The 25,403-nt window shown below is 70.6% G+C and carries 23 protein-coding genes; 8 read left to right on the plus strand and 15 right to left on the minus strand.

Annotated elements, in window-relative coordinates; translation table 11 throughout:
• Window positions 1–12: 12 nt before the first annotated feature.
• The 10 genes from IEY73_RS05165 to IEY73_RS05210 all read right to left on the minus strand — a co-directional run bounded on the left by IEY73_RS05165 (window position 13) and on the right by IEY73_RS05210 (window position 11,402).
• Window positions 13–2,148: an Agd3-related carbohydrate-binding protein gene (locus tag IEY73_RS05165; RefSeq protein WP_189077916.1), complete on the minus strand. Its 2,136-nt coding sequence runs from the start codon at window positions 2,146–2,148 to the stop codon at window positions 13–15.
• A gap of 809 nt (window positions 2,149–2,957) precedes the next feature.
• Window positions 2,958–3,482: a hypothetical protein gene (locus tag IEY73_RS05170; protein ID WP_189077917.1), complete on the minus strand. Its 525-nt coding sequence runs from the start codon at window positions 3,480–3,482 to the stop codon at window positions 2,958–2,960.
• Window positions 3,483–3,585: 103 nt separating this feature from the next.
• Window positions 3,586–5,268: an AMP-binding protein gene (locus tag IEY73_RS05175; RefSeq protein WP_189077918.1), complete on the minus strand. Its 1,683-nt coding sequence runs from the start codon at window positions 5,266–5,268 to the stop codon at window positions 3,586–3,588.
• Between the two features lie 2 nt (window positions 5,269–5,270).
• Complete coding sequence (locus IEY73_RS05180; protein ID WP_189077919.1) at window positions 5,271–5,636, minus strand: acyl carrier protein; 366 nt, start codon at window positions 5,634–5,636, stop codon at window positions 5,271–5,273.
• Window positions 5,629–6,792, minus strand: coding sequence for an acyl-CoA dehydrogenase family protein (locus IEY73_RS05185; RefSeq protein WP_189077920.1), 1,164 nt, complete (start codon window positions 6,790–6,792; stop codon window positions 5,629–5,631). Before IEY73_RS05185 ends, IEY73_RS05180 begins: the two co-directional genes overlap by 8 nt.
• Window positions 6,793–6,800: 8 nt before the next feature.
• On the minus strand, window positions 6,801–7,628 hold the full coding sequence (locus IEY73_RS05190; RefSeq protein ID WP_189077921.1) for a hypothetical protein: 828 nt from the start codon (window positions 7,626–7,628) through the stop codon (window positions 6,801–6,803).
• 10 nt (window positions 7,629–7,638) lie between these two features.
• Window positions 7,639–8,547 carry a U32 family peptidase gene (locus IEY73_RS05195; protein WP_189077922.1) on the minus strand — a complete coding sequence of 303 codons (909 nt, stop codon included), beginning with the start codon at window positions 8,545–8,547 and terminating at the stop codon, window positions 7,639–7,641.
• 100 nt (window positions 8,548–8,647) lie between these two features.
• Window positions 8,648–9,871 carry a cysteine desulfurase family protein gene (locus IEY73_RS05200; RefSeq protein ID WP_189077923.1) on the minus strand — a complete coding sequence of 408 codons (1,224 nt, stop codon included), beginning with the start codon at window positions 9,869–9,871 and terminating at the stop codon, window positions 8,648–8,650.
• Window positions 9,843–10,247 (minus strand): iron-sulfur cluster assembly scaffold protein, encoded by a 405-nt coding sequence (locus tag IEY73_RS05205; protein ID WP_189077924.1) that lies wholly within the window; start codon window positions 10,245–10,247, stop codon window positions 9,843–9,845. Before IEY73_RS05205 ends, IEY73_RS05200 begins: the two co-directional genes overlap by 29 nt.
• 9 nt (window positions 10,248–10,256) lie before the next feature.
• Window positions 10,257–11,402, minus strand: a complete 1,146-nt coding sequence (locus IEY73_RS05210; protein ID WP_189077925.1) for a LuxE/PaaK family acyltransferase — start codon at window positions 11,400–11,402, stop codon at window positions 10,257–10,259.
• Window positions 11,403–11,722: 320 nt separating this feature from the next.
• Here IEY73_RS05210 and IEY73_RS05215 point away from each other — a divergent pair, with 320 nt between their 5' ends.
• The 4 genes from IEY73_RS05215 to IEY73_RS05230 all read left to right on the plus strand — a co-directional run bounded on the left by IEY73_RS05215 (window position 11,723) and on the right by IEY73_RS05230 (window position 15,374).
• Window positions 11,723–12,268 (plus strand): flavin reductase family protein, encoded by a 546-nt coding sequence (locus tag IEY73_RS05215; RefSeq protein WP_189077926.1) that lies wholly within the window; start codon window positions 11,723–11,725, stop codon window positions 12,266–12,268.
• Between the two features lie 198 nt (window positions 12,269–12,466).
• Window positions 12,467–14,014: a DHA2 family efflux MFS transporter permease subunit gene (locus tag IEY73_RS05220; protein ID WP_189077927.1), complete on the plus strand. Its 1,548-nt coding sequence runs from the start codon at window positions 12,467–12,469 to the stop codon at window positions 14,012–14,014.
• A 182-nt stretch (window positions 14,015–14,196) separates the two neighbouring features.
• Window positions 14,197–14,511, plus strand: a complete 315-nt coding sequence (locus IEY73_RS05225) for an ArsR/SmtB family transcription factor (RefSeq protein WP_229715552.1) — start codon at window positions 14,197–14,199, stop codon at window positions 14,509–14,511.
• A gap of 158 nt (window positions 14,512–14,669) precedes the next feature.
• Entirely contained in the window at window positions 14,670–15,374 is a 705-nt protein-coding gene (locus IEY73_RS05230) for a class II aldolase/adducin family protein (protein ID WP_189077929.1), read from the plus strand.
• 11 nt (window positions 15,375–15,385) lie between these two features.
• On the opposite strand, the gene IEY73_RS05235 is transcribed toward IEY73_RS05230, so the two are convergent.
• Window positions 15,386–15,862: a hypothetical protein gene (locus IEY73_RS05235; protein ID WP_189077930.1), complete on the minus strand. Its 477-nt coding sequence runs from the start codon at window positions 15,860–15,862 to the stop codon at window positions 15,386–15,388.
• A 172-nt stretch (window positions 15,863–16,034) separates the two neighbouring features.
• Between IEY73_RS05235 and IEY73_RS34055 the strand changes: the two genes are divergently transcribed.
• The 3 genes from IEY73_RS34055 (at window position 16,035) to IEY73_RS05245 (ending at window position 18,373) form a co-directional block, all read left to right on the plus strand.
• Window positions 16,035–16,160 (plus strand): hypothetical protein, encoded by a 126-nt coding sequence (locus IEY73_RS34055; RefSeq protein ID WP_268240409.1) that lies wholly within the window; start codon window positions 16,035–16,037, stop codon window positions 16,158–16,160.
• Window positions 16,161–16,182: 22 nt separating this feature from the next.
• Complete coding sequence (gene sigJ, locus IEY73_RS05240) at window positions 16,183–17,127, plus strand: RNA polymerase sigma factor SigJ (protein ID WP_189077931.1); 945 nt, start codon at window positions 16,183–16,185, stop codon at window positions 17,125–17,127.
• Window positions 17,128–17,203: 76 nt separating this feature from the next.
• Window positions 17,204–18,373, plus strand: coding sequence for an NAD(P)/FAD-dependent oxidoreductase (locus tag IEY73_RS05245; protein WP_189077932.1), 1,170 nt, complete (start codon window positions 17,204–17,206; stop codon window positions 18,371–18,373).
• Between the two features lie 66 nt (window positions 18,374–18,439).
• Here the strand turns inward: IEY73_RS05245 and IEY73_RS05250 are convergent, their stop codons facing one another.
• Window positions 18,440–19,192, minus strand: coding sequence for an SDR family oxidoreductase (locus tag IEY73_RS05250; RefSeq protein ID WP_189077933.1), 753 nt, complete (start codon window positions 19,190–19,192; stop codon window positions 18,440–18,442).
• A gap of 717 nt (window positions 19,193–19,909) precedes the next feature.
• Window positions 19,910–20,197 (minus strand): DUF167 domain-containing protein, encoded by a 288-nt coding sequence (locus IEY73_RS05255; protein WP_373292742.1) that lies wholly within the window; start codon window positions 20,195–20,197, stop codon window positions 19,910–19,912.
• 342 nt (window positions 20,198–20,539) lie between these two features.
• On the opposite strand from IEY73_RS05255, the gene IEY73_RS05260 reads away from it, so the two are divergent.
• Window positions 20,540–22,279, plus strand: a complete 1,740-nt coding sequence (locus IEY73_RS05260) for an RICIN domain-containing protein (RefSeq protein WP_229715554.1) — start codon at window positions 20,540–20,542, stop codon at window positions 22,277–22,279.
• 83 nt (window positions 22,280–22,362) lie between these two features.
• On the opposite strand, the gene IEY73_RS05265 is transcribed toward IEY73_RS05260, so the two are convergent.
• Window positions 22,363–23,061: a nitroreductase family protein gene (locus IEY73_RS05265; protein WP_189077935.1), complete on the minus strand. Its 699-nt coding sequence runs from the start codon at window positions 23,059–23,061 to the stop codon at window positions 22,363–22,365.
• A 75-nt stretch (window positions 23,062–23,136) separates the two neighbouring features.
• Window positions 23,137–25,374, minus strand: a complete 2,238-nt coding sequence (katG, locus tag IEY73_RS05270; RefSeq protein ID WP_189077936.1) for a catalase/peroxidase HPI — start codon at window positions 25,372–25,374, stop codon at window positions 23,137–23,139.
• Window positions 25,375–25,403: the final 29 nt, after the last annotated feature.

Genomic DNA, 25,403 nt, shown 5'->3' on the forward strand with positions numbered 1-25,403 from the left:
GCCCGTCGCCGGTCAGAGCCGCGGAGCCGCGGTCAGCGTCACCGCCGTGTCCGCCGTCAGCGCCACCGGCGCCGTGACATCGCTGCCGTACGTGCGAGACGTGGCCGTCTGCACGCCGCCGATCTCCGCGGTCCCGGTCAGCGGCGAGGTCACCGTGACCGTGCCGGCGGACCGGTCGTACACCGCGTCGACGCCCGCGTCGAGCTGGGCGAAGTGGGCGTCCCGCTCGGCGGTGTAGGCCCCCAGGTCGGACCAGGCCAGGTTGAGCAGCGGTGTGGCGTAGGCGGACGTGTATTTGTCCACCACCGCGGTCACCCAGTCGGTGAGCAGCGTTTCGCCCGAGCCGTAGTCGTTGGTGTTGGCGATGTGGAAGGTGTGCGTGTTGACCGAGCCCTGGGCCACGTGCTGCAGGCCGATGCCGGCCTCGTAGTCGATGATCTGCGGGTAGGTGCGATCCGTCGGCCAGTACGGGAATTTGCCGTTCGGGCCGTAGAAGGAGTTGTAGAACGAGGTCTCCTCGTCCGGTGTGGTGACGAAGTAGGCGATGTTGGTCGGCCAGTCCGGCACCACCGAGACACTCGGCTCCAGCGGGTGCACGATGTTGGTGTTGTAGTGCGCCGGCACGTGGCTGGCGAACGACATGTTGCCGTGCAGGTATTTGATACCCAGGTCGTCGGCGGCCTGCAGCAGGGCGGGGTTGGACCCGGCCAGCCCGTGGTCGACCGGCGTGCAGGTGTCACAGTCCGGGTCGTCGGTGTAGACGCCCAGGCCCGAGTACTCCGGCGTCTTCAGCACGTCGGACGGCGGGGTGAGACCGATCGACTCCCCCGCGGTGGTGTTGTCGTGGATCTCGGCGTACGTCGTGGCGTAGTCGGTGGTGTTGAGCTCCGGGTGGTTCAGCGTGTGGTTGAGCCACCGGAAGTGCGTCGCAAGGCACTTCGTCGTTGCGGTGAGTTCGGTGGCGTCGCCGTTCGGGCTGCAGGTGTCGCCGGCGAACGGGTCGATGTCGGCACCGTTGTACGCCAGGTTCAGCGTGAAGCCGCCGGCCTGTGGATACGCCGAACGCAACGCGGACTGCTGGTTGTCGAGGTTGACCATGTCATGGGCGGTGACCTGCCAGCCGGGGTTGTATTCGACGTGGCCGTCGGCGTAGTAGTGGTCCGAGGTGTTGAACCAGTCGTCGATGTCGACGTTCAGGAAGTGGCGCTGTTCGCCCAGGAAGAGGCCCTTGGTGGCCCACCGGATCAGCCCGTACACGAGCAGGTCGGACTGGATCAGGTACTGGTTGGAGGTGAAGGTCAGCGCGAGCCGCTCCCGCCCGTCGGTGGAGGTGGTCCGCACGCCGAGCACGTCGGTGCCGTCGGTCAGCGTGGCCTCGGCGCTGCATCCGGTGGCGATGGTGGTCTTGTAGACATAGGACTGCTGCACCGGGATGGTGGCGCTCGCCTTCAGGTAGTCGAACACGCCCGCCCCGGCCGAGGTCAGCGAAACGTTCAGCGGGGTGTCGCCCACCGATGTCTCGCCGGCCGAGCGGAGGCAGTAATCCTCGGGCCACGTGCCGTAGCTGGTGTAGAGCGCGGCCTGCCGGACGCCGAAGTTGCGCTCGTACGCCCAGAGGATGTTCCACTCCGAGCTGTCCAGGCCGTTGAGGTAGGTGCCGCCGGAGGCATACACCTGCATGCTGTTGGTGAGCAGGATCGCGTTGTACTTGCCGACGCCGTCGGCGCGCACCAGCGTGTCCGTGGTGATCGTGGTGGTGGCGTCGTAGAGCACGTCGTAGGCGGCGCCCAGCCGGTCGAGGGTCGCGATCAGCGTGGGCACGCCGAAGTCGTCGGTGTCGGTGGCGACGACCAGGGTGCGCAACGCGACGCGGTCGTTGGCGTCGGCGGCCACCTGAGGTGCGGCCGCCGTCGCCGGATTCTTCGCCGCGGTGGCCGCGACCTTTCCGGTACGGCGCGGCAGCGCCGCCGGGACGGACGCGCGGGACGGGGCGACCTGGCCGTAACCGGGCACCTGCGGCGCGACGCCGGCGGATGGCCGGGCCTGAGCGTTCGCGGGCGCCGGCAGCGCCGCGACGAGGGCGGCGGCGGCGAATCCGGCGAGGGCGGTGCGTACGGTTCGGCGGCGCGCGGGACGAGCAGAAGCCATCGGGCAACAACCTCCACGGCAGAGGATGACGGGATGAATGCGCGGCATGGCGCAGGGTCCGTGAGGACGCGGGCCGACGGCGAGTCTAAACAGGATTTAAGGATTCCATGAGCCGCCATAAATGTCTTCAGGTTGACCGTCGATCTAATTGACACGACATTCACGTTGGTGATAGACGCAACGCCGCCATGATCCGGAAATCTTATTGCACGGCCCGAAACAACCGCCTGACTAGCAAATTCTCGACCGGGCAGGTAATCCGCCGTTAACAATCACGAACGTCATGGACCCGGCCGACACCGCCGATCGCCCACCCGGAATTGTCTACATTGGTCATAGATTGCGCCATGCTCGGCTTATGCGCCGATACTCGTAGCGCGACAAACCGTCCAACGTGGATCTCGACGCGCTTGGGATCCACCGCGGATGCCGACTACCCCTGCTTCGATATCGATAAACCTACGAACCGTCGCGAGTTTCCGATCCATTCACCAATGAACCTTTCAACGCGGCGAGGCCGGCAGATGCCGCCGCTGGTCGACGGCGGCCCGCATCACCGGAAGCGGATCTCGCCCGAAGACTCGCAAATGACGGATGGACGTCACGCTTCGACTCTTCCCCGCATCTTTCCGAAAATTCACTGTCGGGTATTTTCAAGGACAATTATGGTGTCGAATTACCCTTGTGCCCGGTCTCCGGGAGCGATACGGGGACGCCCGCCGGCGCGGGCGGACGTCGTGGCGGCCGTCCGCGGGATCATGGTGGAAGACACGCCGTCGTGAGCCGGGAACGCCGAGCCGGCCCCGGCGTCAAGCGGTGATCCGCCGGACGGTGATGCCCCGCGCGGCCAACCGGTCCGGGTGGTACTGCCGCGCCCGCCACGCCCGGACCGGCCCGCCCACCGACTCCTCGACCTCATCCCGGCTCAGGTGGTTGGATCGCAGCACCGGATGTTGCGGGCTCCGGCCCTGCTCGAACCAGGTCTCGGTGAAGTCCTCCATCATGGACGGCCCGAAGGCACCATCGGGGTAGTACAGAATCCACCGACCCACCTCACGCAGCGCTTCGGCCGCCACGCCCGGGATGCCGAACAGCGACTCGGTGACGATGGCACCCACTTCGTCGAAGCGGTTGGTGACCGAGGCCGCGGGGTGGTTGCCGAGATCGCCGACGATGAGGATCGGCCGTTCCACGGTGGGCCGGAAGACGCGCACATGGTAACCGGCAGAGCCGAACATGTCGGGTGACCGGAACCGGAACGCGGACTGCTCTACCATCAGCACGGTCTGGGCCACGAGGGTACGGGCATCGGACCGACGTCTGCCGAACTTCACCAGCAGACGGTACGGCCTGACCGCAGCGGCAGCCACCCGCAGCCCTCGTCCGCCGCGACCCCGAAGCGGTTCGCCCCGTCGATCAGGGCCCGGACCTCGGCGTCTACCCCGTCCCGCAGGACAGGCGCCCGGCCAGGTAGTCGTTGCGCAACGGGGCACGCCGCCGCTTGCCGCTGCTGGTGCGGGGGATGCCGCCGCGGCCGACGAACACCACGTCGGACAGGGACACGCCGAAGACCTCCCGCACGCGGGTGCTGATCGCGGCCCGCAGGTCCGGCCGGTCGGCCTCCGGGGCGCGGGTTTCCACCACGGCGACGACGGGCTCGGTGGCCTTGCCGTCGGCCGGATGCGAGAACACCGCCGCAGCGTGCGCGTCGGGGTGTTGCTCGATGACGTCCTCGATGTCGTACGGCGGCAGGTTGCGACCGCGGACGATGAGCATCTCCTTGGTGCGCCCGACGATGTAGAGCTGCCCGTCGTAGCGCACCCCGAGGTCGCCGGTGTCGTGCCAGCCCTCGGGCGGCGCGTCGAGCCCACCGTCGGTGAGGTAGCCGGCCATGACCGAGCTGCCCATGACACGGACGGCACCGACCTGCCCCTCGGCCAGTTCGGCGCCGGTCTCGTCGCAGATGCGCACGGTCAGACCGGCGGTGGCGACCCCGCAGGAGACGATGCTGCGGGCCGGTCGTCCGGGGACGGCCGGCGCCGCGACACGGTGTTCGTCGAGCGACACGCGGTCGAAGCGGCGCCACCGGACACGGCCGAAGGAGGTGCCGGTACGCGGCCGGCACTCGGTGGCCAGGGCGGTGGCCAGCACGGTCTCGGCCATGCCGTAGCAGGGCACCAGGACCTCATCGGCGAGGCCCCGGACCTCGAAGGTGTCGCGGAAACGGGTCAGGACGTCGACGGGAATGGGTTCGGCGCCGACATAGGCCTGCCGGAGGGCGGACAGGTCGATCGAGGGGTCAGGTCGGGCGGTGTAGCGGTCGGCCGCGGCACGGTAGGCGAACGGCGGGGCCGCCGTGAGCGTGCTCCGGCGGGCGCTCATGTGCCGCAGCCAGGACAGCGGGTCGCGCACGAACGCGAGCGGCGACATCAGGTCCAGGCGCACCCCGCGGGTCAGCGTGAACAAGACCTGCACGAGACCCATGTCGTGGTAGAGCGGCAGCCACGTGAACAGCGCCTCGTCCGGTTCCGTCGCTCGGGTGGAAGCGTCGAGGGCGGCGAGGTTCGCGGCGACGTTGGCGTGGGTGAGCACCACCGCCTTGGGCGACGAGGTGGAGCCGGAGGTGAGCTGAACGTGGTGGACGTCCTGTGGGCCGGCCACGCCGAGGTCAGCGGTCGCGACCGTGCCATGGGCACGCAGTTCGGCGACGGTGAGCGCGGGCACGCCGGCGGGCACGGCGTCGGCCAGGCGCGCATCGCCGACGATGACGGCGGCGGGACGCACGGCGGCGACGGCCGCGTGCAGGTGCCGGACGCCGGCGGAGGCCGCGTCGTGCGGTGTGGCCGGGGTGGCGACGGTGCAGGGCGCCACCCCGGCCAGCAGGCAGCCGAGCAGAGCCCCGTAGTAGTCAGAGCCGGTGGGCAGCAGCAGCACGACACGGTCGTGGCGATCGAGGCGATGGTGGGCCAGGCCGGCGGCGACGGCGCGGGCGTCGGCGACCGCGGCGGCACGGGGCAGCTCCTCGATCGGCCCGCGGGAGTCGAAGAAGGTGATCGGGGCATCGGTGGTGGCGGCGACGTGCCGGTAGTCGACGGCGTCCACCGCGACGACGGCGGGCACGCTCAACCCTGCTTCCGGGCGGCCTTGGCGGCGGCCTTGTCGCGAACGTAGTCGACGACCTCCCCGACGGTCGTGAACGCGTACGCGCGGTCCTCGGGGATGTAGACCCGGAAGCGGTCCTCGATGCGGGTCATCAACTCCATCAGCGCGAGCGAGTCGACGGGCAGGCTGAGCAGCGGAGTGCGGGCGTCGACGGCCCCGACATCGATCTTGGCGAGGTCGTCGGCGTCCAGAACGTCGGTGAGCGCGTCGCGCAGCCCGGTCAGGACGTCATCGGGCTCGGGCACGGGGACGGCGGTGGCGGGCTCGGTCATGGACGGTGCCTCCTTGTCGATCTTCAACTGCCACGGTTGTCGGTCGTCAGCCATCGCGGGGATCCAGGCCGAGGGCCGCCTTGCCGATCATGTCGCGCAGCACCCCGAGGTTCGCGCCCATGACGGCGCCCGCGCGGGCGTCGCGGTAGTGCCTTTCCAGCGGGTTGGAGCGCAGGAAACCGTGGCCGCCGGTGACCTGCATGGCGGCGTCGGCGATGGTGATGGCGGCGGTGTTGCACACGTACTTGGCCATGTTCATCGCCGGCAGCGCCTCAAGCGGGTCGGTGTCGGCGGTGACCGCGGCGTGCAACAGCGACAGGTAGGCGGTGTGCGCGGTGGTGGCCATCTCGGCGATCTGGAACCGCACGCCCTGGTAGGCGGCCAGGTTCGCGCCGGTGTTGGCGTGCACGCGACGGGTGACGTGGGCGGTGGCGAAGGCGTTCGCGGCGCGGGCCACCCCGAGGGAGGCCGCGGCCAGGCCGAGGACCAGAGCGGGCAGCGCGTGGGCGAGCAGCGGCATGCCGCCGCCGTGGCCGCCGACGCAGTCGCGGTCCGGCACGCGGCAGTCCAGGATCACGGTGTTGGCGCAGTTGGCGCGCATGCCCATCGCGTCCCAGGTCTCCTTGACGGTGAGTCCGTCGGTGCCGGCGGGTAGCAGGAACATCGACTGGCTCTTGCGGAACTCGGCCTCGCCGGAGTGGGTGTTGATGAGGTAGTAGTCGACGTGCCCGGCACCGGTGCAGAAGGCCTTGGTGCCGGCCAGGCTGAATCCGCCGTTGTCGGGGGTGGCGCGCAGGTGCGGGTTGAGGATGTTGCCACCGGTGCCGGGTTCGGAGAAACCCCAGGCCATCAGTTTGCGGCCGGCGACAACGGTGTGCAGGGCGTCCGCGGCGGCCGAGTCGGCGCCCGCCCCCGCCAGCAGGTGGGTGGCGCCGCAGTGCATGGCGAAGATCAGCGCGGTGGAGCCGCACGCTTCGGCGAGTTCGGCAATGGTCAGGGCGTAGGTGGTCAGGTCCGCGCCGAGCCCGCCGCGGTCGGCGGGGACGAGCAGCCCGAGCAGGCCGGCGTCGGCGAGGTCGGTGAGGTTCTCGGCGGGGAACTCGCCGGAGCGGTCGTACTGTGTCGCGCGGGGTGCCAGGCAGCGGCGGGCGACGGCGCGTGCCTGGTCGATGAGATCCTGCTGGCGGCTGGTGAGCGTGAAGTCGACCATTGTTGCTCCTAGCGTCCGACGGGAACGGGTGCCGGACCGTGCGAGGCGGTGACGGCGGCGGCGAGGGCATCGGGGGTGTGCCGGCGGGCGTCGAGGATCCGGTACCCGGCGGTGGGGGCGGTGCGGACCGGGGCGTGGACGGCGTTGCCCCAGACCGTCAACGTGGGGCGTTCGGTGCCGGCCGGTAGCGGTTCGCGGTGTCCGTGCTGCAGTCGCCACCGTTGGTGCGCGCTGATGGTGTACGGGGTGTCGCACAGCGGCCGGCAGTCGGGCGGGCCGGTGCGGTGTCGGCGGGCGGTCGGGCAGGAACGTCCCCAGCCGACGGGTACGGCGTCGACGACCTGGCGGATCTGGCGGCTCGCCGCGCCCGCGGTGTCGGTCTCGGTGTCGACCTCGACCGCCCGCAGCGCGGGCAGCAGATCCAGCAGGGCGACGTCGAGGAGGGGAGCGGGCGGGGTGGCGTCGTCGGGGTCGCCGCTGTGCGGGCGCGCACGTGTCAGGCCGAGACCGGCGACGAGGGTGCAGCCGGAGGGCGCGGCCGAGCTGAGCGTCAGCGCGGTGCCGACGTCGTTGACGGCGATCGTGACCGGTGCGGCGGTGGCGACGGCGAGCAGCCGCTCGCACACCTGATCGGCGGTGCGCGGCCAGGCTATCGGGGCGACCAGGACGAAGCTGCGACCGTCGGCGATCACACGGTCGGCGGCCCGGCGCAAGGTGTCGGCATCGGGCAGTTTGGTCAGGCAGCCCTCCTGACCGATGCCGATGGCGTCGGCGGGCAGGGCGAGCGCCTCGTCGAGGCGGCCGGTGGTGGTCAGACGGATCTCGACGGTGTTCACGGCTTGCCTCTCACACGTAGGCCCGTTGTTGGGGGGTGTCGCGGAACCGGCACCGCTGCTGGTCACACAGCCGCGGCAGCCAGCCCATCTGCCACATCAGCTCGACGCGGTCGATGGCCGCGATGACCTCGGTGATGGGGGTGCCGGCGGTGTGCCCGGTGACGGCCCGCCGGTACATCTGGGTGATCTTGGCGTTCTGCCGCACGTTGGGGCTCTCCCTGCCCGGGATCTGCATGGCGCGCACGCCGATCTCGATGAGGGCGGGCACGTCGCACAGGGCGCAGTCGGACGCCCCGTCGAGGAAACCGCCGAGGTCGGCGGGCGGGCCCTCGTCGGCCTGGGAGCCGGTGTAACCGGCGCGGCAGCCGAGCCCGACGCCCGGGATGTCACTCAGTCGGCAACGGGTGCAGTCGAGGCCCGCCCCGGTCTGCACCGGCACCTCGATCTCCAGGCCGTCAAGGGTGCAGAAGCCGGTGATCTCGCCGAGCGTGAGGGTGTGCGGCACGACGATGCGGCGCACCCCGTAGGCGTCGCGCAGGTGCGCGGCGTAGCCGAGCGTGGACACGCCCATGGGCAGCCCGGCCACCAGCGGGATGCCGCTGCCGGACAGCCGGGCGACGCCGGCGAGGCTGCCGACGACGACCGTGTCGGCGCCGGCGTCCACGCCCGCGCCGACATGCGCGCGCCATGCCGCCTCATGCCCGTGCGCCACGACGGGAGCATCGGCGCAGAAGTGCACGCGGAGCCCGGCGGCGTGGGCCGCGGTGACCAGTTCTGCCAGCAGTGCGGTGCTGGGGACGTGGGTCGGTTCGTCATCGCGACGCGCGGGCAGGGCGTCGAAACTGACCGCGACGTCCGCCGGCGGGCGCAGTGCCACGTACACCTCGTTCGCACCGGCGGCCATCTGCAGTTCGAGCATTTTCAACGACCGCACCGGGGCGTTGAGCGCGACCGGTCGCCGGTCGGGATCGGGGCGCGGCGCGGGTTCGCGGGGGGCGCAGGGTTGGCCGGGTGGTGGATCAACCGGCACGGATGGCCTCCTGCAGTCGCGGCGCGGTGCCGGAGACCCGGCGCAGTTGGCGTACGGCGGCCACCGTGGCGCGGCCGGCGACGTCGATGTCGTCCTCGGTGGTGGCCGGTCCGGCGGAGAACCGGAGGGTGGCGCGTGCCTGATCGGCGCCGACACCCATCGCGGTCAGCACGTGCGAGGGGTCGTCGCGCCCGGCGTGGCAGGCCGAGCCGGTCGAGACACACACGCCGTTGAGGTCGAGCACGTCGGCGAGGGTGTCGCCCCGGACATGATCGAAGGCAACGCTGATCGTCTCGGCCATGACCGGGTTGGTGGCGTGCACCCGCACACCGTCGAGGACGTCGAAGTGCCGCAGCAGCCGCGTCCGAAGCCGCCACTGGTGCTCGCGATGCCGCGGGTCACGCAGCCGCGGCAGGGCGGCGGCTGCGGCGGCGGCCATCCCCCGCACGCCGGGCAGATTCTCGGTGCCGGCACGGCGGCCGGCCTCCTGTCCGCCGCCGCAGATCAGCGGCTCGACCCGGTGGTGGGCGGCCAGCCGCAGCGCGCCGACCCCCTTGGGGCCGCCGAACTTGTGCGCGGAGACGGACACCATGTCGGCGCCGAGAGCGTCGAGTGGCAGTTTCCCCGCGGTCTGCACGGCGTCGACGTGCATCAGCGCCCCGGCGGCGTGGACCAGCTCGGTGATCTCATCTACCGGTTGGATCGCGCCGGTCTCGTTGTTGGCGTGCATCACCGACACCAACACGGTGTCGGCGCGCATCGCGGCGGCGATCCGCGCCGGATCGACGTGGCCGCCGGGCTCAGGCGCCACGATGCTGACGTCCACGCCGTTGCGGCGCAGGGCGGCGGCGCATTCCAGCCCGGCGGCGTGTTCGATGGCGGTGGTGACCAAGTGGCCGGTGCCCCGCCGCGCGGCGAACGTGCCGCGCAGCGCCAGATTGATCGCCTCGGAGCCGCCGCCGGTAAAGACCACCTCGTCGTCGGCGCCGCCCACCAGGGCCGCCACCTGCGCGCGAGCCTCATCGAGGGCGTCGCGGGCGGCCTGCCCGAGGGTGTGCCGGCTCGACGGGTTGCCGAAGAGCCGCAGGGCGTCGCCGACGGCGGCGGCAGCCTCAGCGGTCAGCGGGGTGGTGGCCGCGTGGTCGAGGTAGACGAACTCCGACAGTTGGTCGTCGGCGCCGCACTCAGACCGAGCAGGAGATCGGGTCGTCATCGTTGGCCCCCCGTCGGAAGTTGTTGACCAGCCGGTGTGCGACGTCGGCGCCGAGCGCCGCGACGTGCCGCTGATCGGGTGCGAGCCCACCGGCGAGCTCTTCGAGCCGGGCCGCGTCGAGATCGGTGAGCTCCCCCAGGGGCGAACCGTGGATGGTGGCGGTGAGCAGACTCGCCACCGCCAGCGACGCCGAACATCCGAAGGCCTGGAAGCGGATGTCGCTGACCACGTCGTCGGCGGCGACGTTGGCCGTCAGCAGAATCTGGTCACCGCAGACCGGGTTGCCGACGAACGCGCGCACATCGGCGTCGTCGATTTCGCCGAGGTTGCGCGGGTTGGTGAAGTGGTCGACCACTGTCGCGCTGAAGCGTCCCACGGTCGCGGATCACCGACCGCCGGCCGGCGCGGGAACGGCGCATTCGGCGACGATCTCCTGCGAGTCGAGGAACTTCTCGATGCTCACCGCACAGCAGCCGAGTTCGGCGCCCTGCCGACGGCGGCGGAAGGACACGGTCTGGCCGGTGCGGCCGCAGGGGCAGCCGGACTCGTCGACCTCACCGATGTCGTCGGAGAGCAGAAAGCCCGGGTAGGCGGTGTTGAGGGCGTCGAGGACGGCGATGCCGCCGGTCCGGCCCGGTGTCAGCTCGACGGACGGGTCGTCGACATCGCGGATGGAGACGTAGCACCACGGCGGGACATGCTTGCGATGGTGCTCGCACTCGATCGCGAGCATGTTGGATTCGATCATTCCGTACATGTCGCGGATGCGCCCGGCGCCGACGCCGAGGTAGCGCTGCAGCTTGGCGTCGAATTCCGGCCGGCTGATCGACTCGCCGGTGTAGCGCTTCCACCCGCCGAGCGTGATCACCATCGACTCCGGATCCAGCTTGAGTTCGATGTCCTCCAGCTCCAGGAAGCGCAGGAACCGGTTGACCAGGAACGGTGGCCCGATGATGTGCCGGGTCATCTCGCCCTCCCGGCTGCGCAGGTACCGCAGCGCCTCGTCGGCGTCGAAGGCGTAGTCCCGGACCAGGTAGACGTGGTCGTCGAAAACCCCGTTGAGCATGTTGAACACCTTGACCATGCCCATCTCCGGCGCTTCGGCGGTCGACGGGCACAGGAACAGGCCGGCGCCCTTGGACAGGGCGAAGAAGTCCCGGTAGGACGAGGTGATGCCGACGACCGCGCGGTCGACGGTGGTGGTGTCGCGGCGGGCGACGCTGGGCACGCCGCCGGTGCCGGTGGAGCGGATCTCCAACTCGATGTCGGTCAGCGGCGCGGTCAGCAGCATGTGCGCGTCGGGCCGCTTGAACATGCTCACCGGCAGCATCGGGATCTTCGGCAGGTCCGCGCGGGTGGACACGTCGGCGGGTGTCACGCCGTCGGCGTCGCACTGGGCGCGGAAGAAGGCGTTGCGCTCGAAGTGGTAGCCGAAGGCCTCGCGCAGCACCGCGGTGACCGCTGCCGCCCACTGTTGCTGCGGCTGGCGCAGAGCTTCACCGGGCGCGCCCAACATCGTCGCCACGTTCATGGCTTTCCCCCATTTCCACCATGTCAAGTGATTTTTATCATATGATTTTATTAGATTTGGCTATATCTCGCGGACAACCGGGGCGAAAAGCCGACCGGACCACCGCAGTGGTCAACCCACGTTGTGCACTCCAACGAACGAGCCAGCCGACCGGAACGGGTGAGCCTTCGGCAAGCACGTCGGTCGTGCCCGCCGGACCGCCGGAGTCGCCGGAGCCGCCGACACGTGACGAAACGGCAGCGGACGATGACCTACAGTCAGGGCGTGAGAGACCTACCGTGGCGGTACCGCCGTACTGGTCAGGCATGGGGGTCACCGGGATGAACGGCCTTCTGCAAGCGGCGCTCGACCAGCACTACGCCACCCTTCTCGCCGACGGTGGCGCGCCCGGCGGCGGCCCGGGCGGGGTCGGCGAGGACGACTTCCGCACCGCGATGGGGCACCTGCCCACCGGCGTCAGCATCGTGACGACCCGCCACGCCGACGGCGTGTGGGGCATGACCGTCGGCTCGCTGACCTCGCTGTCCCTGCGTCCCCCGCTGCTGCTGGTCTGCCTGCACCAGGGTTCGACCACCCTCGACCTGCTGACCACCGAGGGCCGCTTCGCGATCAGTGTGCTGGCCGCCGGGCAGCAGCGAATCGCCGACGTCTACGCCCGGCCCCGCGACCGGCACGCCGACGTCGAGCTCGCCGTCGCCGACGGGTTGCCGGTGATCGCCGGTGCGACGGTCTGGTTCACCTGCGAGCACCGGCAGACCCATGTCAGCGGCGACCACGCCATCGTCGTCGGCGCGGTCCGGCACGCCCGGCACCATGGGGGCGAACCGCTGGTGCGGCACCGGTCCCGTTACTGCACCCTGCGCTGAGACCCGAACGGTCACCGGCAGGCAAGCCGACCCCGTACGCCGTCGAGGTGAAGACCCGAATCGCTCAGCGGTTCATCCCACGCTGAGTTCAGCGGATTCTGTATCGTCAGAGTACGTCCTGTCTGCCCATCGCCGGGCATCCGCGTTCGACGCGCCCGGCAACACCAGCGCGTCCCGCGCCGACCAGTGGAGGCAACCGTGTCCAGAACACCGCAGCAGCAGCGATGGTGGGCCCTCGGAGCACTGACGCTCTCGGTGCTGACCATCGGGTTCGACATCACGATCATGAATGTCGCGCTGCCCACCATGGCCACGGATCTGGCGGCCGGCACCGACGCTCTGCAATGGATGGTCAACTCCTACATCCTGCTGTTCGCCGGACTCATGCTGCCCATCGGCACCGTCGCCGACCGCTACGGCCGACGCCGGCTGCTGATGATCGGTCTCGCCGTCTTCGCCGCCGCCTCGCTCGGCGCCGCCTGGGCGGGAAGCTCAGACGCGGTCGTCGTGGCCCGCGCCGTCCTCGGCGTCGGCGCTGCGATCATCATGCCGACGACGCTGGCGAGCATCGCCGTGCTGTTCGAGCCCGCCGAACGCGGCAAGGCGCTGTCGGTCGTCGTCATGGGCATGGGCGCCGGCATCCCCCTCGGGCCGATCCTCGGCGGCTGGCTGCTCAACCACTTCTGGTGGGGCTCGATCTTTCTGATCAACGTGCCGATCATCGCCGCCGCCATGATCGCCATCGCCGTGCTGCTGCCCGAGTCCCGCGACAGCGCACCACGGCGCCCCGACCTGGTGGGAGCCGTCCTGTCCACGTCCGGCCTGCTCACCCTCGTCTACGCCGCCATCGAGGCGCCCGGACAGGGCTGGACCGAGCCGGCCACCCTCGCCGCCTTCGCCGTCGCGGTGGTCCTGATCGCCGCATTCATCTGGTGGGAGCTGCGCAGTCCGGACCCGATGATCGACCTGCACCTGTTCCGCAGCCGGCAGTTCAGCTGGGGCAACGTCAACGCCACCCTGGTCAGTTTCGCGCTGTTCGGCCTGCTCTTCGTCGTACCCCTGTACCTGCAATTCGTCCTCGGCCACGATGCCTTCAGCACCGGCCTGCGGCTGCTGCCGCTGATCGGCGGCTTCGTCGTCGGCGTGGGCGCCGGCACCCGGCTCGCCGCGCGCATCGGCCACAAGATCCCCACCGCCGCCGGTCTGCTCATCACGGCCACCGGCCTGACCATCGGCGCCACCACCGACATCTCCAGCGGCTTCGGCTTCGCCGCCCTGTGGTACACCGTCGCCGGGCTCGGCATCGGCTCCGCGCTCACCCCCTCGATGGACGCCATCCTCGCCGTGCTCCCGCCCGAACGCGCGGGCTCCGGCACCGCGATCGCGATGACCCTGCGCCAGGCCGGCGGAGCCCTCGGTGTCGCCGTGCTGGGCAGCCTGCTGTCGCAGGTCTACACCGACCGGCTTGACGTCACCGGACTGCCGCCGACCGCCGCCGAGGCCGCACGAGACTCTCTGGCCGGGGCAGTCGCCGTCGCCTCCCGCGTCGGCGACCCGGGCCTGGCCGGCAGCGCGCAGGCCGCCTATGTCGACGGCATGCAGTTGGTGCTCGTCGTCTGCGCCGCCATCGCCTTCTGCGGCGCCGTCCTCACCATGCTGTTCATGCCCGGCCGCCGCAGCGCGCACGGCCCGCACCCGCACGAGGACACGCCGAGCACCGCCGAGCGCCGGTTCGCCTCGGCCTGAGTCCGGCGGCCCGGCCCGCCCGTCACGGGATGGTCTGTCCGAACCTCGCGTGGGACAGACCATCCCCCGCCGACCCAGGGGCCGCCGGCCACCCCACGTCGCGAACCGGCGAGCGCCCCGGCAGGCGCAGCCGCTTGATCGCCTCCCACCCGTCAGTTCAGCAATCCCTGTACCGTTCGGGCGTGGAGACCCTCACCCATGGACAGGTGCTCGCCCGATTCGGACACGCCCTCTCCGACCCCATCCGCGCCAAGCTGCTGCTCGCCCTGCGCGACGGGCCCGCCTACCCCTCCGACCTGGCGGACCTGCTCGGCACCACCCGGCCGAACCTGTCCAACCACCTGGCCTGTCTGCGCGGCTGCGGACTGGTCGTCGCCATCCCCCAAGGTCGGCGAACCCGATACGAACTGGCCGACCCCCACCTCGCGCACGCCCTGGGCGACCTGCTCAGCCTGGCCCTGACGGTCGACCCCGCCGCCTGCCCGGACGCCTGGTGAGCAAGGTTGCTGGTGACGGCCGGCCCGCCGCCGAGCCCCGGCAGGAGGAGGGATGCGGATCGGGCCTCACGCACTATCGTCCAACCGTGCCACCGCAGCGGCAGGACAGTCCCATGTCGAGTCGAGATGTGGGCATCGGGTGAAGGGCGGCGTGACTCATGACCCCTCAGACGGCACGTGACCTGACCGTTCAGGCGTCGCATGCCCTGGCGGCGGCCGGGCTCGGCGACATGGTGTGGGGTCATGTCGCCGTCCGCGATCCCGATGGTCGAGGCATCTGGATCAAGGCGCCCGGCTGGGGACTGGAAGAGGTCGACGACGGCCTTCTTCAACTCGTGTCGTTCGACGCGCAGGTGCTGATCGGCGACGGCCCCGCGCACAAGGAATGCCACATCCACCTGGAGGTGTTGCGTGACCGGCCGCATCTGATGTGTTCGGTCCACACCCACGGCCGGCACGCGGTCGCCTTCGCCGCGCTGGAGACGCCCCTGCTGGCCCTCTCGCACGAGGGTGCCCTGTTCGGCGGCGACGACGTGCCGCGGTTCCACCAGACCGGTTCGCTGGTCAGCACCCCCGAACTCGGCCGGGCGCTCGCCGCGACGCTCGGCGATGCACCGGGCGCCCTCATGCCCCGGCACGGCATGGTGACCGCCGGCCGCAGCGTGCCCGCCGCGGTGATGCATGCGGTGTTGCTCGAAGGCGCGTGTCGCATCCAGCTTTCGGCCGCGTCGGCCGGACCGCTCCGCTCCTACTCCAGCCGCACCGAGGCGCTCGCCAAGCGCGAGGAATGCTGGGCGCCGGGCCAGATCGAGGCCGGCTGGCGTTACCTGCTGCGCCGGGCCGCCGCAGGCCGAGCGGGCTGACAAGGCCGACCCTACGCGCTGAGGTGCCGGCCCACCGGCGGCAATGCCGGCATCAGCACCAGAGCGAGGCCCACCGCGCCGTAGAGGGCCTCCAGCCAGGAACGGGCGGGCAGATAAACGATCTCCAGGCCGATCCAGGCGATCATGCCGAGGCCGAGGCCGATGGTCATGGTCCAGGACCAGTGATGCCCGGTCAGCCGCTGAACCGGTGCCAGCCAGGCCGTCCGCGGGCGGCGCAGCATCCCGTACGCGGCAACGAGCGAGCCGAGGCCGAAGCCGACGGCGAGCACGAGGCCCGGCAGAACCCAGCCGTCGATCAGCGGAATCGCATCGAGCCAATCGGCCGGCGGCGGTTCGCTGATCCAGAGCCCGAAGGCCAGCTCGACGCCGCCCAGAACGGCGGTGACGCCCAGGAAGGCGAGCACACCGACGGCGATGGTGACGGCCGTCGGCCGGGGCCGGACAACCGTCGTCTCTCGTGCGGTCACGCCTCCAGCATCGGCCCGGCCGCCGTCGACGGGCAGGGCCGGGCCGCCGGACCTCCCGGGACTTTGGCCCGGTCCGTCCCCTGGCATCGAGCCCGGCGGCGGCGGGGCCGTCGACCAGTGCCGGCCTCGCCGCCGTGAAGGCTTCAGGCGTCTGGGTACGACTGCCGGCCGGGTGTTCTTCGTCGACGACTCGGCCCGCAATGTAACTGCGGCGCGGGACCTGGGCTGGCGTGCCGAGCTCTTCACCGAGCCGGCCGCCCTGATCACGGCGCTGCGGGTGGCCGGGGTTCCGCTCTGACTGTGCGTGGTTCACTCGGGGCATGCCGCTGAGCCCGCACGAGGTCGACCTGTTCGAGCGTTCCCGTGCCCGGCTGGAAGCCATCGCCTACCGGCTGCTGGGCTCGGCCGGCGATGCCGAGGATGCCGTGCAGGACACCTTTCTGCGCTGGCAGGCCGCCGACCGGGAGCGCGTCGAGACGCCCGAGGCGTGGTTGACGAAGGTGCTCACCAACCTGTGCCTCAACCAGCTCGCCTCGGCCCGGGCGCGGCGCGAGACGTACGTGGGGATGTGGCTGCCCGAGCCGGTCCTCGACGGCGACCGGATGCTCGGCCCCCTCGAGACGGCCGAGCAGCGCGAGTCGGTGTCGATGGCGGTGCTGACGCTGATGGAGCGGCTGTCGGCCAACGAGCGGGTCGTGTACGTCATGCGCGCGGCGTTCGGCTACTCGCACGCCGAGATCGCCGACATGCTCGGCCTGACCGAATCGAACTGCCAGCAGATCTACCGGCGCGCCAAGCAGCACGTCGCCGGCGACCGGGCCCGGAGAGAGGTGGATGAGGCCGCCGCCCGCGAGATCGTCGAGGAGTTCCTGGCCGCGGCCGTCAGCGGCGAGACGCGACGGCTGGTGGACCTGCTCACCGCCGACGCGACGAGCATCGGCGACGGCGGCGGCAAGATCCCGGCCCGGGCGACCCCGATCACCGGCGCTCTCGCCGTGGCCCGGTTCCTGCGCGGCCTGTTCGCGCCCTCCGCGGCCAAGGGGAACCTGGTGGGCGGCAACCCGGCGTTCTACGCGGAGGTCGTCAACGGCGGCCCCGGCCTGGTGGTGGTGGCCGGCGGCCGGGTCGTCGGCATCATGGCCATAGAGGTCACCGCCGAGGGCATTGCGGCCCTGCGCGTCCAGGCCAACCCCGACAAGCTCTCCCGCGCCACCCGCCGGTGGTCCGCCTCGGCGCACCCGGAACCGCTCCCCGGCTCGTGGTGACGCAGGTCACCGCCACCGCTGTCAGCAACGGCGCCGCCGTCCGGTTCAGGTAGCGACACCGAAGACGGGAGGCACCATGAAGCACCGCATCGTCATCCTCGGGGCCGGTTACGCCGGCGCCACCGCGGCCGGGCGTCTCGCCCGGCGTCTGCACCCCGGCGACACGGAGATCACCGTCGTCAACGCGGACGCCGACTTCGTCGAGCGGGTCCGTCTGCACCAGCTTGCAACGGGCCAGCACCTGCGGCGGCGCGAGCTGAGCGAGATTTTCGCGGGCACCGGCGTGCGCGTACGGGTGGCGCACGTTGCAGCCGTCGATCCCGACGCCCGGACCGTCACGCTCGACGATGGCGAGATCGGATACGACACGCTCGTGTACGCGCTCGGCAGTGCCGCAGCGGGGGTTCCCGAGCATGCCTACAACGTCTCCGGCAGGGATGCCGCACTGCGGCTGCGCGATCGCCTGGCCACCCTGTCCTCGGGTGGGACCGTCCTGGTCGCCGGCGGCGGCCTCACCGGCCTGGAGGCGGTCACCGAGATCGCCGAGGCGCACCCCGGCCTCGCCGTCGCACTCGCCACCCGGGGCGCCCTCGGCGACTGGTTGGACGAGAAGGCCCGGCGGCACCTCCGTGGCGTCCTGGAGAGACTCGGCGTCACCGTCCACGAGCACACCGACGTGGTCCGGGTCGAGACGGCCGTCGCCGGCACGTCCGAGGGGCGCCTCCTCCCGGCGGACGTGACCGTGTGGGCGGCCGGTTTCGCCGTGCACCCACTCGCCGCCGCGACGACACTGCGGGTCGCCGGAACCGGGCAGATCGCCGTCGACAAGATGATGCGCTCGTTCTCCCACCCCGACGTGTACGCCGTCGGCGACGCCGCGATCGCCGACGGCCCGGGCGGCAGACCGCTGCGGATGGCCTGCGCCTCCGCAGTTCCGATGGCCTGGCGGGCCGCCGATGACATCGTCGGCCGGCTGACCGGGCGGCGCGTGCGCAAGACTCCACTGCGCTACGTCAACCAGTGCATCAGCCTCGGCCGCGGCGACGGCATCATTCAGTTCGTCACCGCCGACGACCGGGCCACGCCGTCCCTGATCACCGGGCGCACGGCGGCCCGTTTCAAGGAGATCGTCTGCCGGGGCGCGGCCTGGGAGGTCGCCCACCCCACGCTGGCAATGCCGTCCCGCCGCCGTCGGCTCGCCCCGGCGCATGCGGATTCGCGCACCGCAAGCCCCGTTTCCCGCTGACGGCGATCGGTTCACCCACGTATGCCCCGCGCCACGTGACAGCCCCGCGGGCACGCGTTTTGGCGGCTACCAGCGGACGGTGCCGTTGTCGTTGAAGAATCCGCCGGTCGGGCCGTCCCGGCCGAGCGTGGCCAGCTTGACCACGATCCGGGCGCCCTCGGCGGCGGTGCGCGTCACCGGCAGGCCCTTGGTGAAGTCCGTCGCGCAGCCGCCCGGGGCCGCGGCGTTGATCAGGATGCCCGCATCGCGCAATTCCTTGGCGTATTGGACGGTCAGCGCGTTGAGCGCGCTCTTCGACGTCGGGTACGCCGCCTGCGCCCGGATTTTGAAGAGATGGTGTTCCGGGTCGCTCATCTGGCCGATCGAGCCGACGTCGCTTGACATGTTGACGATGCGTCCCGCGGCCGACCGCCGCATCAGCGGCAGCATCGCGTTGGTCACCGCTGCGACGGCGAACACGTTGGTCTCGAAGACCTCGCGCAGCAGGTCGAGGTCGGCCTCCGAGGGTTTCAACCGGTTGGAGTCACCCGCGATGCCCGCGTTGTTGACCAGCACGTCGAGTCGGCCGAACCGCTGCTTGATGGTCGCCGCGGCGGCGGTGACCGAAGCCGGGTCCGTCACGTCCAGCGGGATCGCGTGAGCGTCGTGGCCGGCGTCGCGCAGTTCCCTCTCCGCGTGCGTGCCCCGGGCGGCGTCGCGGGAGCCGACCAGCACGGTCATGCCGAGCTCACCGAGCTGCTCGGCGACGGCTCTCCCGATGCCCTTGTTCGCTCCGGTGACCAGAGCGACCGGCCGTTTGATGTGGATGCCTTCTGTCATAAGACCATTCACCGCGCTGCCGCGGGTTCGCGCAATGAACCTTTTCACCCTGGCATCGAGCCCGTCGGTTGCGCGCCGTCGACCAGCGGCGGCATCTGCCAGCCTCGCCACGGTGAAAAAGGCGGTCGCCGCAGCGGCGCGGGTGTCGCGGTCACGACAGACGGCCCGGCAGCCACGACCGGCGAATCATCAACCCCCGGACATCGGCCGCAGCCGCCTGCTGCATGAGTTCGCGGCGGCCGGACGCGGGCTGGGTGCCGCCGTGGCCACGGCTCACGAGCGCGTCTTCATCGTCGACGGGTCGCTGGACCACACCGGCGGGGCGGCCGGGTGCCATCGTGCGCCTGATCGACGGGCTGCGCGAGGAATGCCCGCTACGCACGACCGCCGGCTTCGCCGCGCCGCCACCCGGAAGCGTCCAACCTGGTCATGGCAATGATCGCGCGGCAACTCGTGTGGGCGAATCGGCGTCGCAGCGATTTCGCCGCCTTTCCCGCCCACATCCGGCTGGCTCGTCTGCTGACCGAGATCGCCGAGGTCTGCGGACGCCCTCGCCCGGACGGCAGTCTAGAGATCGCCGTGCCCCTGAGCCAGCGGACGACCGCTCCTGAGCGCGCCCCCTCCGGTGGCTCGGCGACGCACGCCGGGACGTCGCGTTCCCTACCTGACCCGGCAGCGGATTTTCCGTGCACGGCGTCTGACCCGCACGGAAGCGGCTCACCGGCCGCCCTCCAGCAGCGCGGCGACCCGCTCCGCGAGGTTCTCCGGCGGATCCTCGACCAGCACGAGCTTGTCCCGGCTGATCGCGCCGGCCTTGAGGGCCAACCGGGACGGTCGGACGCCGATCGCCTCGGCGAGGGCGCGCAGTGCCGCCTTGGTAGCCCGACCGTCGGCCGGCGGCTCACGAACCGCGATGACCAGAGCCGGACCGAAGGGTCCTTGGTACGCCCCGCCCACTGCCGGTCGTGAAGCGCCCGGCTTGACCCGGATCGCGATCGACGTCATGCACACCATCTTCTCCGGAAACCATTTTCTCGAAAGCCGAGACCGCAGCGACGGCCGGCTCCGCCCAGGACAGCGCCATATTGATGGTTACCTATTGACCGAGCGCAACCCCCTTGGCTACGTTGAGGAAAACGTTTTCCTTCTCGCCTCCGTCTCCACCGGGCCGCCGTACGGAGCGGCATGAGGTAGGTGACTCTGCCGAAACCCGACGCGGCTCCCGCCCGAGAAGAGCGACGTCGCGATGCTCGTCGGTGTTCTCCGCGCCGCCGACCACAGCCTCGCGGCGAACCGGCTTCCACCGAGCCGGGCCAGAGGGGAAATCCCCGGAAGGAGTCCGCAAGCATGACCCAGACCGCCCCCACCGCCATGCGCCGACGAACCCGCCGTTCCCTCCTGACGATCGCTGCCGCGGCCGTCGCCGGCGCGCTCGTGGCCTCCGGCCTGACGCTGAGCCCGGCGTCGGCCGCGGCAGCGTCAAACACGCTCGTCGTCAACGCCGGCCAAAATCTGCGCCCGGTCACCCACGTGGCCACCGGCAGCCTGTACGGGCTCGCGAACGCCACCCAGCCGAGCGTGTCGCTCGCCCAGGCCATCAAGCCGAATACCTTCGTGCAGATGCCGGCCGGCGGCCGGCAGCAGCCGACCGGCGACATCTCCGTCGTGGCACCGACCGCGGTCAGTGTCGGGGCGAAGCTGGTCAACCGGCTCTGCGACTACTACCCCGGCTGGCCGTATCAATTCAGTTGGAGCACCTGGACGCCGTTCATCAACTCCCAGATCTCGGCGATGAAGTCGTCCTCGTACTACAACAGCATCGCTTCCTACGAGCCGTGGAACGAACCGGACCTCACCTGGAACTCGGCCAACGGCACCTTCGAATCGTTCTGGACCACGACCTTCCGCCAGATCCGTTCGCTGGACGCGAGCAAGCCGATCCAAGGCCCCAGCTTCTCCGACAACATCAGCGGCATGCGGACCTTCCTGCAGAACGCGGTCGCCACCAACACCGTGCCCGACATCCTCTCCTGGCATGAGCTGTCGAGCGCGTCGAAGATCGCGGGTGACGTCGCCACCATCCAGTCGATCGAGGACCAGCTCGGCATCAGCCGCCGGCCGATCGCCATCGAGGAGTACGCCTCGCCGAGCGAGGTCGGGCTTCCCGGTCCGCTCGTCGGCTACATCTCGAAGTTTGAGCGGCTCGGCATCCGCGACGCCGAGCTGCCCTTCTGGAACCAGTCCGGAACGCTCGGCGACCTGCTGACCAGCCGTGGCGGCAGCCCGAACGCCGCCTATTGGCTCTACACCTGGTATGCCGCGATGACCGGCACCATGGTCACCACGACGCCGCCCGCCCAGAGCGGGATCGACGGCTTTGCCGCGGTCCCCTCGGCGAGAAACGAGGTCAGCATCGTCGTCGGTGGCTGCTCCGGGGCCTGCGCGGTCACCGTCAACGGCCTGAACTCGCTGAGCCTCGGCAGCACGGTCGGCGTCAAGGTCGAGCAGACCGTGTCCCAAGGGCGCACGGTCGCCTCGCCCGGCCCCAGCACGATGGCGACCGCAACCTACACCCCGTCCAACGGCTCGATCAGTGTGCCGATCACCATGGCGGCCAACAACGCCTACCGCATCACGATCACCCCCGGCAACGGCGGAGGGCAGCCCACCGACCTGTCCGGCGACTACCGGATCGCCAACGCCAACAGCGGCCTGGCGCTAGCCCCCCTCAACGCCGGTACGGCCTGGGGCACCTCGGTCGTCCAGGCGGCATCAAGCAACGGCTGGACGCTGACCTCGGCCGGCAACGGCCAGTACAAGATCTTCGACCGGTCGAGCGGGCTCGTCCTCGGCATCCAGAACGCCTCCACCAGCCAAGGCGCCCCGGCCCTGATCTGGGGTGACACCGGAACCGCCGATCACCTGTGGACCCTGGCCTCCGACAACGCCGGCCACTACAAGATCTGGAACGTCAACAGCGGCCTGCTGCTCGGCGTCACCGACATGAGCACCTCGGCGGGCGCGCGGGTGCTCCAGTGGGGCGACAACGGAACCAACGACCACCTCTGGAGCCTGAACAGGATCTGACACCGTCACGCGAGGACGCCGCGGCCGCCCCGTCCAGAACGGGCGGCCGCACGGCCCCGGGGGTGGCCCAGGCCCCTTCGCCCTCACTTCGGGGCGGACGCGACCTCCTGCCCGTGGAAGACCAGCACCTCATCGAGTGCCTTTCGCCGCAGATCGGGGACCTCACAGTCGAGAGCCGGGTAGCCCACCGGGAAGAGGATGTACGGCCGCTCGGTCGCCGGGCGGCCGAACACCTCGCTGAGGAAGGCCATCGGGTTCGGGGTGTGCGTGAGGGTGGCGAGCCCCATGGTGTGCAGCGCGGTGATGAACAGACCGCACGCGATCCCCACGCTCTCCGAGACGTAGTAGTTCTTCTGCCGTCCGCCGCCGGGAAGCACGGAGGACTTCTGGGCGAAGACCGCCACCAGCCACGGCACCGTCTCAAGGAACTCCTTGTGCTCGTCGGTTTCCAGGCGGGCGAGAGCCGCGTGCCACTGCGGCACCTGGCGGTGATGGTAGAAGCGGCGTTCCTCCTCCTCGGCCGCCTCCCGGACACGGCGTTTGACGTCCGCGTCGTTGGTGGCGACGAACGTCCATGGCTGCTGGTGAGCGCCGCTGGGCGCGGTGCTCGCGATCCGTACGGCGATCTCGATCGCCTCGCGCGGCACCGGATCGCTGGAGAACCACCGGACTGACCGCCGCTGGTCGAGCATGCCGAAGAGTTCGTGACCGCGACGAAGGAGCTCCGCCTCGCTCGGCCGTGACGGCGTGTACGGCAGGAATGGATGCTGATGGTCGCGCATGCACCCATGGTGCCGCGTCCGAGACCCTGATGGGAGCGGGTCCCGCCCGTCCTGTGACCGGGCGGGACCCGCAGTTCAGGCCACGTCGTACCGGTCGAGCTCCATGACCTTGGCCCAGGCGGCGGCGAAGTCGGCGACGAACTTCTCCCGGGCGTCGTCGCTGGCGTAGACCTCGGCCAGTGCCCGCAGCTCCGAGTTGGAGCCGAACACCAGGTCCGCCCGGCTGCCGGTCCATCGGAGCGCGCCGTGGGCGTCGCGGGCCTCGAAGGTGTTCGCGTCCGCCGACGTCGCCTTCCACGTCGTGCCCAGGTCGAGCAGGTTGACGAAGAAGTCATTGGTCAACGTGCCGGGGGTGTCGGTCAGCACACCCACCGACGATCCGCCCTGGTTGGCGCCGAGCACCCGCAGTCCGCCCAGCAGAACGGTCATCTCCGGTGCGGTCAGGGTGAGCAGATTGGCTCGGTCGACCAGAAGGAACTCGGCGGGCAGGCGCTGCCCCTTGCCGAGATAGTTGCGGAAGCCATCCGCGACCGGTTCGAGCGCGGCGAACGCCTCCGCGTCGGTCTGCTCCTGCGACGCGTCGGTCCGGCCCGGCGTGAACGGCACCGCGACCTCGTGACCGCCGTCGCGGGCCGCCTTCTCGACCGCCGCGGTGCCGCCCAGGACGATCAGGTCGGCCAGAGAGATCCGCTTGCCGCCGGACTGAGACCCGTTGAAAGCCTGCTGGACGCCGCGCAGAAGGTGCAGCACCCGGGCCAGTTGGTCGGGATCGTTGACCGCCCAGCCGCTCTGCGGTTGCAGCGCGATCCGGGCGCCGTTCGCGCCGCCGCGCTTGTCGCTGCCGCGGAACGTGGACGCCGACGCCCAGGCCGTGGCGACGAGTTCGGAAACGGTCAGGCCGGTGGCCAGCACCTGCCGCTTGAGTTCGGTGACGTCGGCAGCGTCCACCAGATCGTGGTCCACGGCGGGCAGCGGGTCCTGCCAGATCAGCGTCTCGGACGGCACCTCCGGGCCTAGGTAGCGCGCGAGCGGGCCCATGTCGCGGTGGGTAAGTTTGAACCAGGCACGGGCGAAGGCGTCCGCCAGTTGCTCCGGGTGATCGCGGAACCTCCGAGAGATCTGCTCGTAGACCGGGTCGACACGCAGCGCCACGTCGGAAGTGAGCATGGTCGGGGCGTGCCGCCTGGCGGGGTCGTGCGCGTCCGGCACCGTGCCGGCGCCGGCGTTGTCCTTCGGCTTCCACTGCCACGCCCCGGCCGGACTCTTGGACAGCTCCCACTCGTACCCGAAGAGGATCTCGAAGAACCTGTTGTCCCAGGTGGTCGGAGTGTTGGTCCAGGCGCCTTCCAGGCCGCTCGTGACGGCGTCCGCGCCCTTGCCGGTGCCGAACGTGTTGTTCCAGCCCAGGCCCTGCTCCTCGATCGGGGCGGCCTCCGGCTCGGGCCCGACGTTCTCCGCCGGCCCGGCGCCGTGAGTCTTGCCGAAGGTGTGACCGCCGGCGATCAGCGCCACGGTCTCCTCGTCGTTCATGGCCATCCGCGCGAACGTCTCGCGGATGTCGCGCGCCGACGCCAGGGGATCCGGATTCCCGTTGGGTCCCTCCGGGTTGACGTAGATCAGGCCCATCTGCACCGCGGCGAGCGGATCCTCCAGCTCACGGTCGCCGGTGTACCGCTCGTCCCCCAGCCACGTGGTCTCCGGACCCCAGTAGACGTCCTCGTCCGGCTCCCACACGTCCGGACGCCCCCCGGCGAAGCCGAAGGTGGTGACGCCCATCGTCTCCAGGGCCACATTGCCCGCGAGGATCATCAGATCGGCCCAGGACAGGCTCTGGCCGTACTTCTTCTTGACCGGCCACAGCAGCCGACGTGCCTTGTCCAGGTTGGCATTGTCGGGCCAACTGTTCAGGGGGGCGAACCGCTGCTGCCCGGCGCCGGCACCGCCGCGGCCGTCGCTGATCCGGTAGGTGCCGGCGCTGTGCCATGCCATCCGGACGATGAAAGGTCCATAGTGGCCGTAGTCAGCGGGCCACCACTCCTGCGAGGTGGTCAGCACCTCGGCCAGGTCGCGCTTGACCGCGGCCAGGTCGAGTCCGCGGAACGCCTCCGCGTAACGGAACTCCTCGCCCAACGGATTGGCCGCTGCGGGGTTCTTGGCGAGGATCTTCAGGTTGAGCCGGTTGGGCCACCAGGCTCGGTTCCCGCCGCCCTGGGTGGGATGGGCCGCCCTGCCGTGGGCCACCGGGCAGCGCGACTCGCTTCCGGTGTCCGCGTCGTGAACGATCGAGTCGTGGTTTTCCGAGGGCACGGACATTGACTGTCCTTTCCGTGTTTCGTCGACAG

Origin of the sequence: Mangrovihabitans endophyticus, from assembly GCF_014646155.1 — a bacterium.
Lineage (GTDB): Bacteria > Actinomycetota > Actinomycetes > Mycobacteriales > Micromonosporaceae > Actinoplanes > Actinoplanes endophyticus.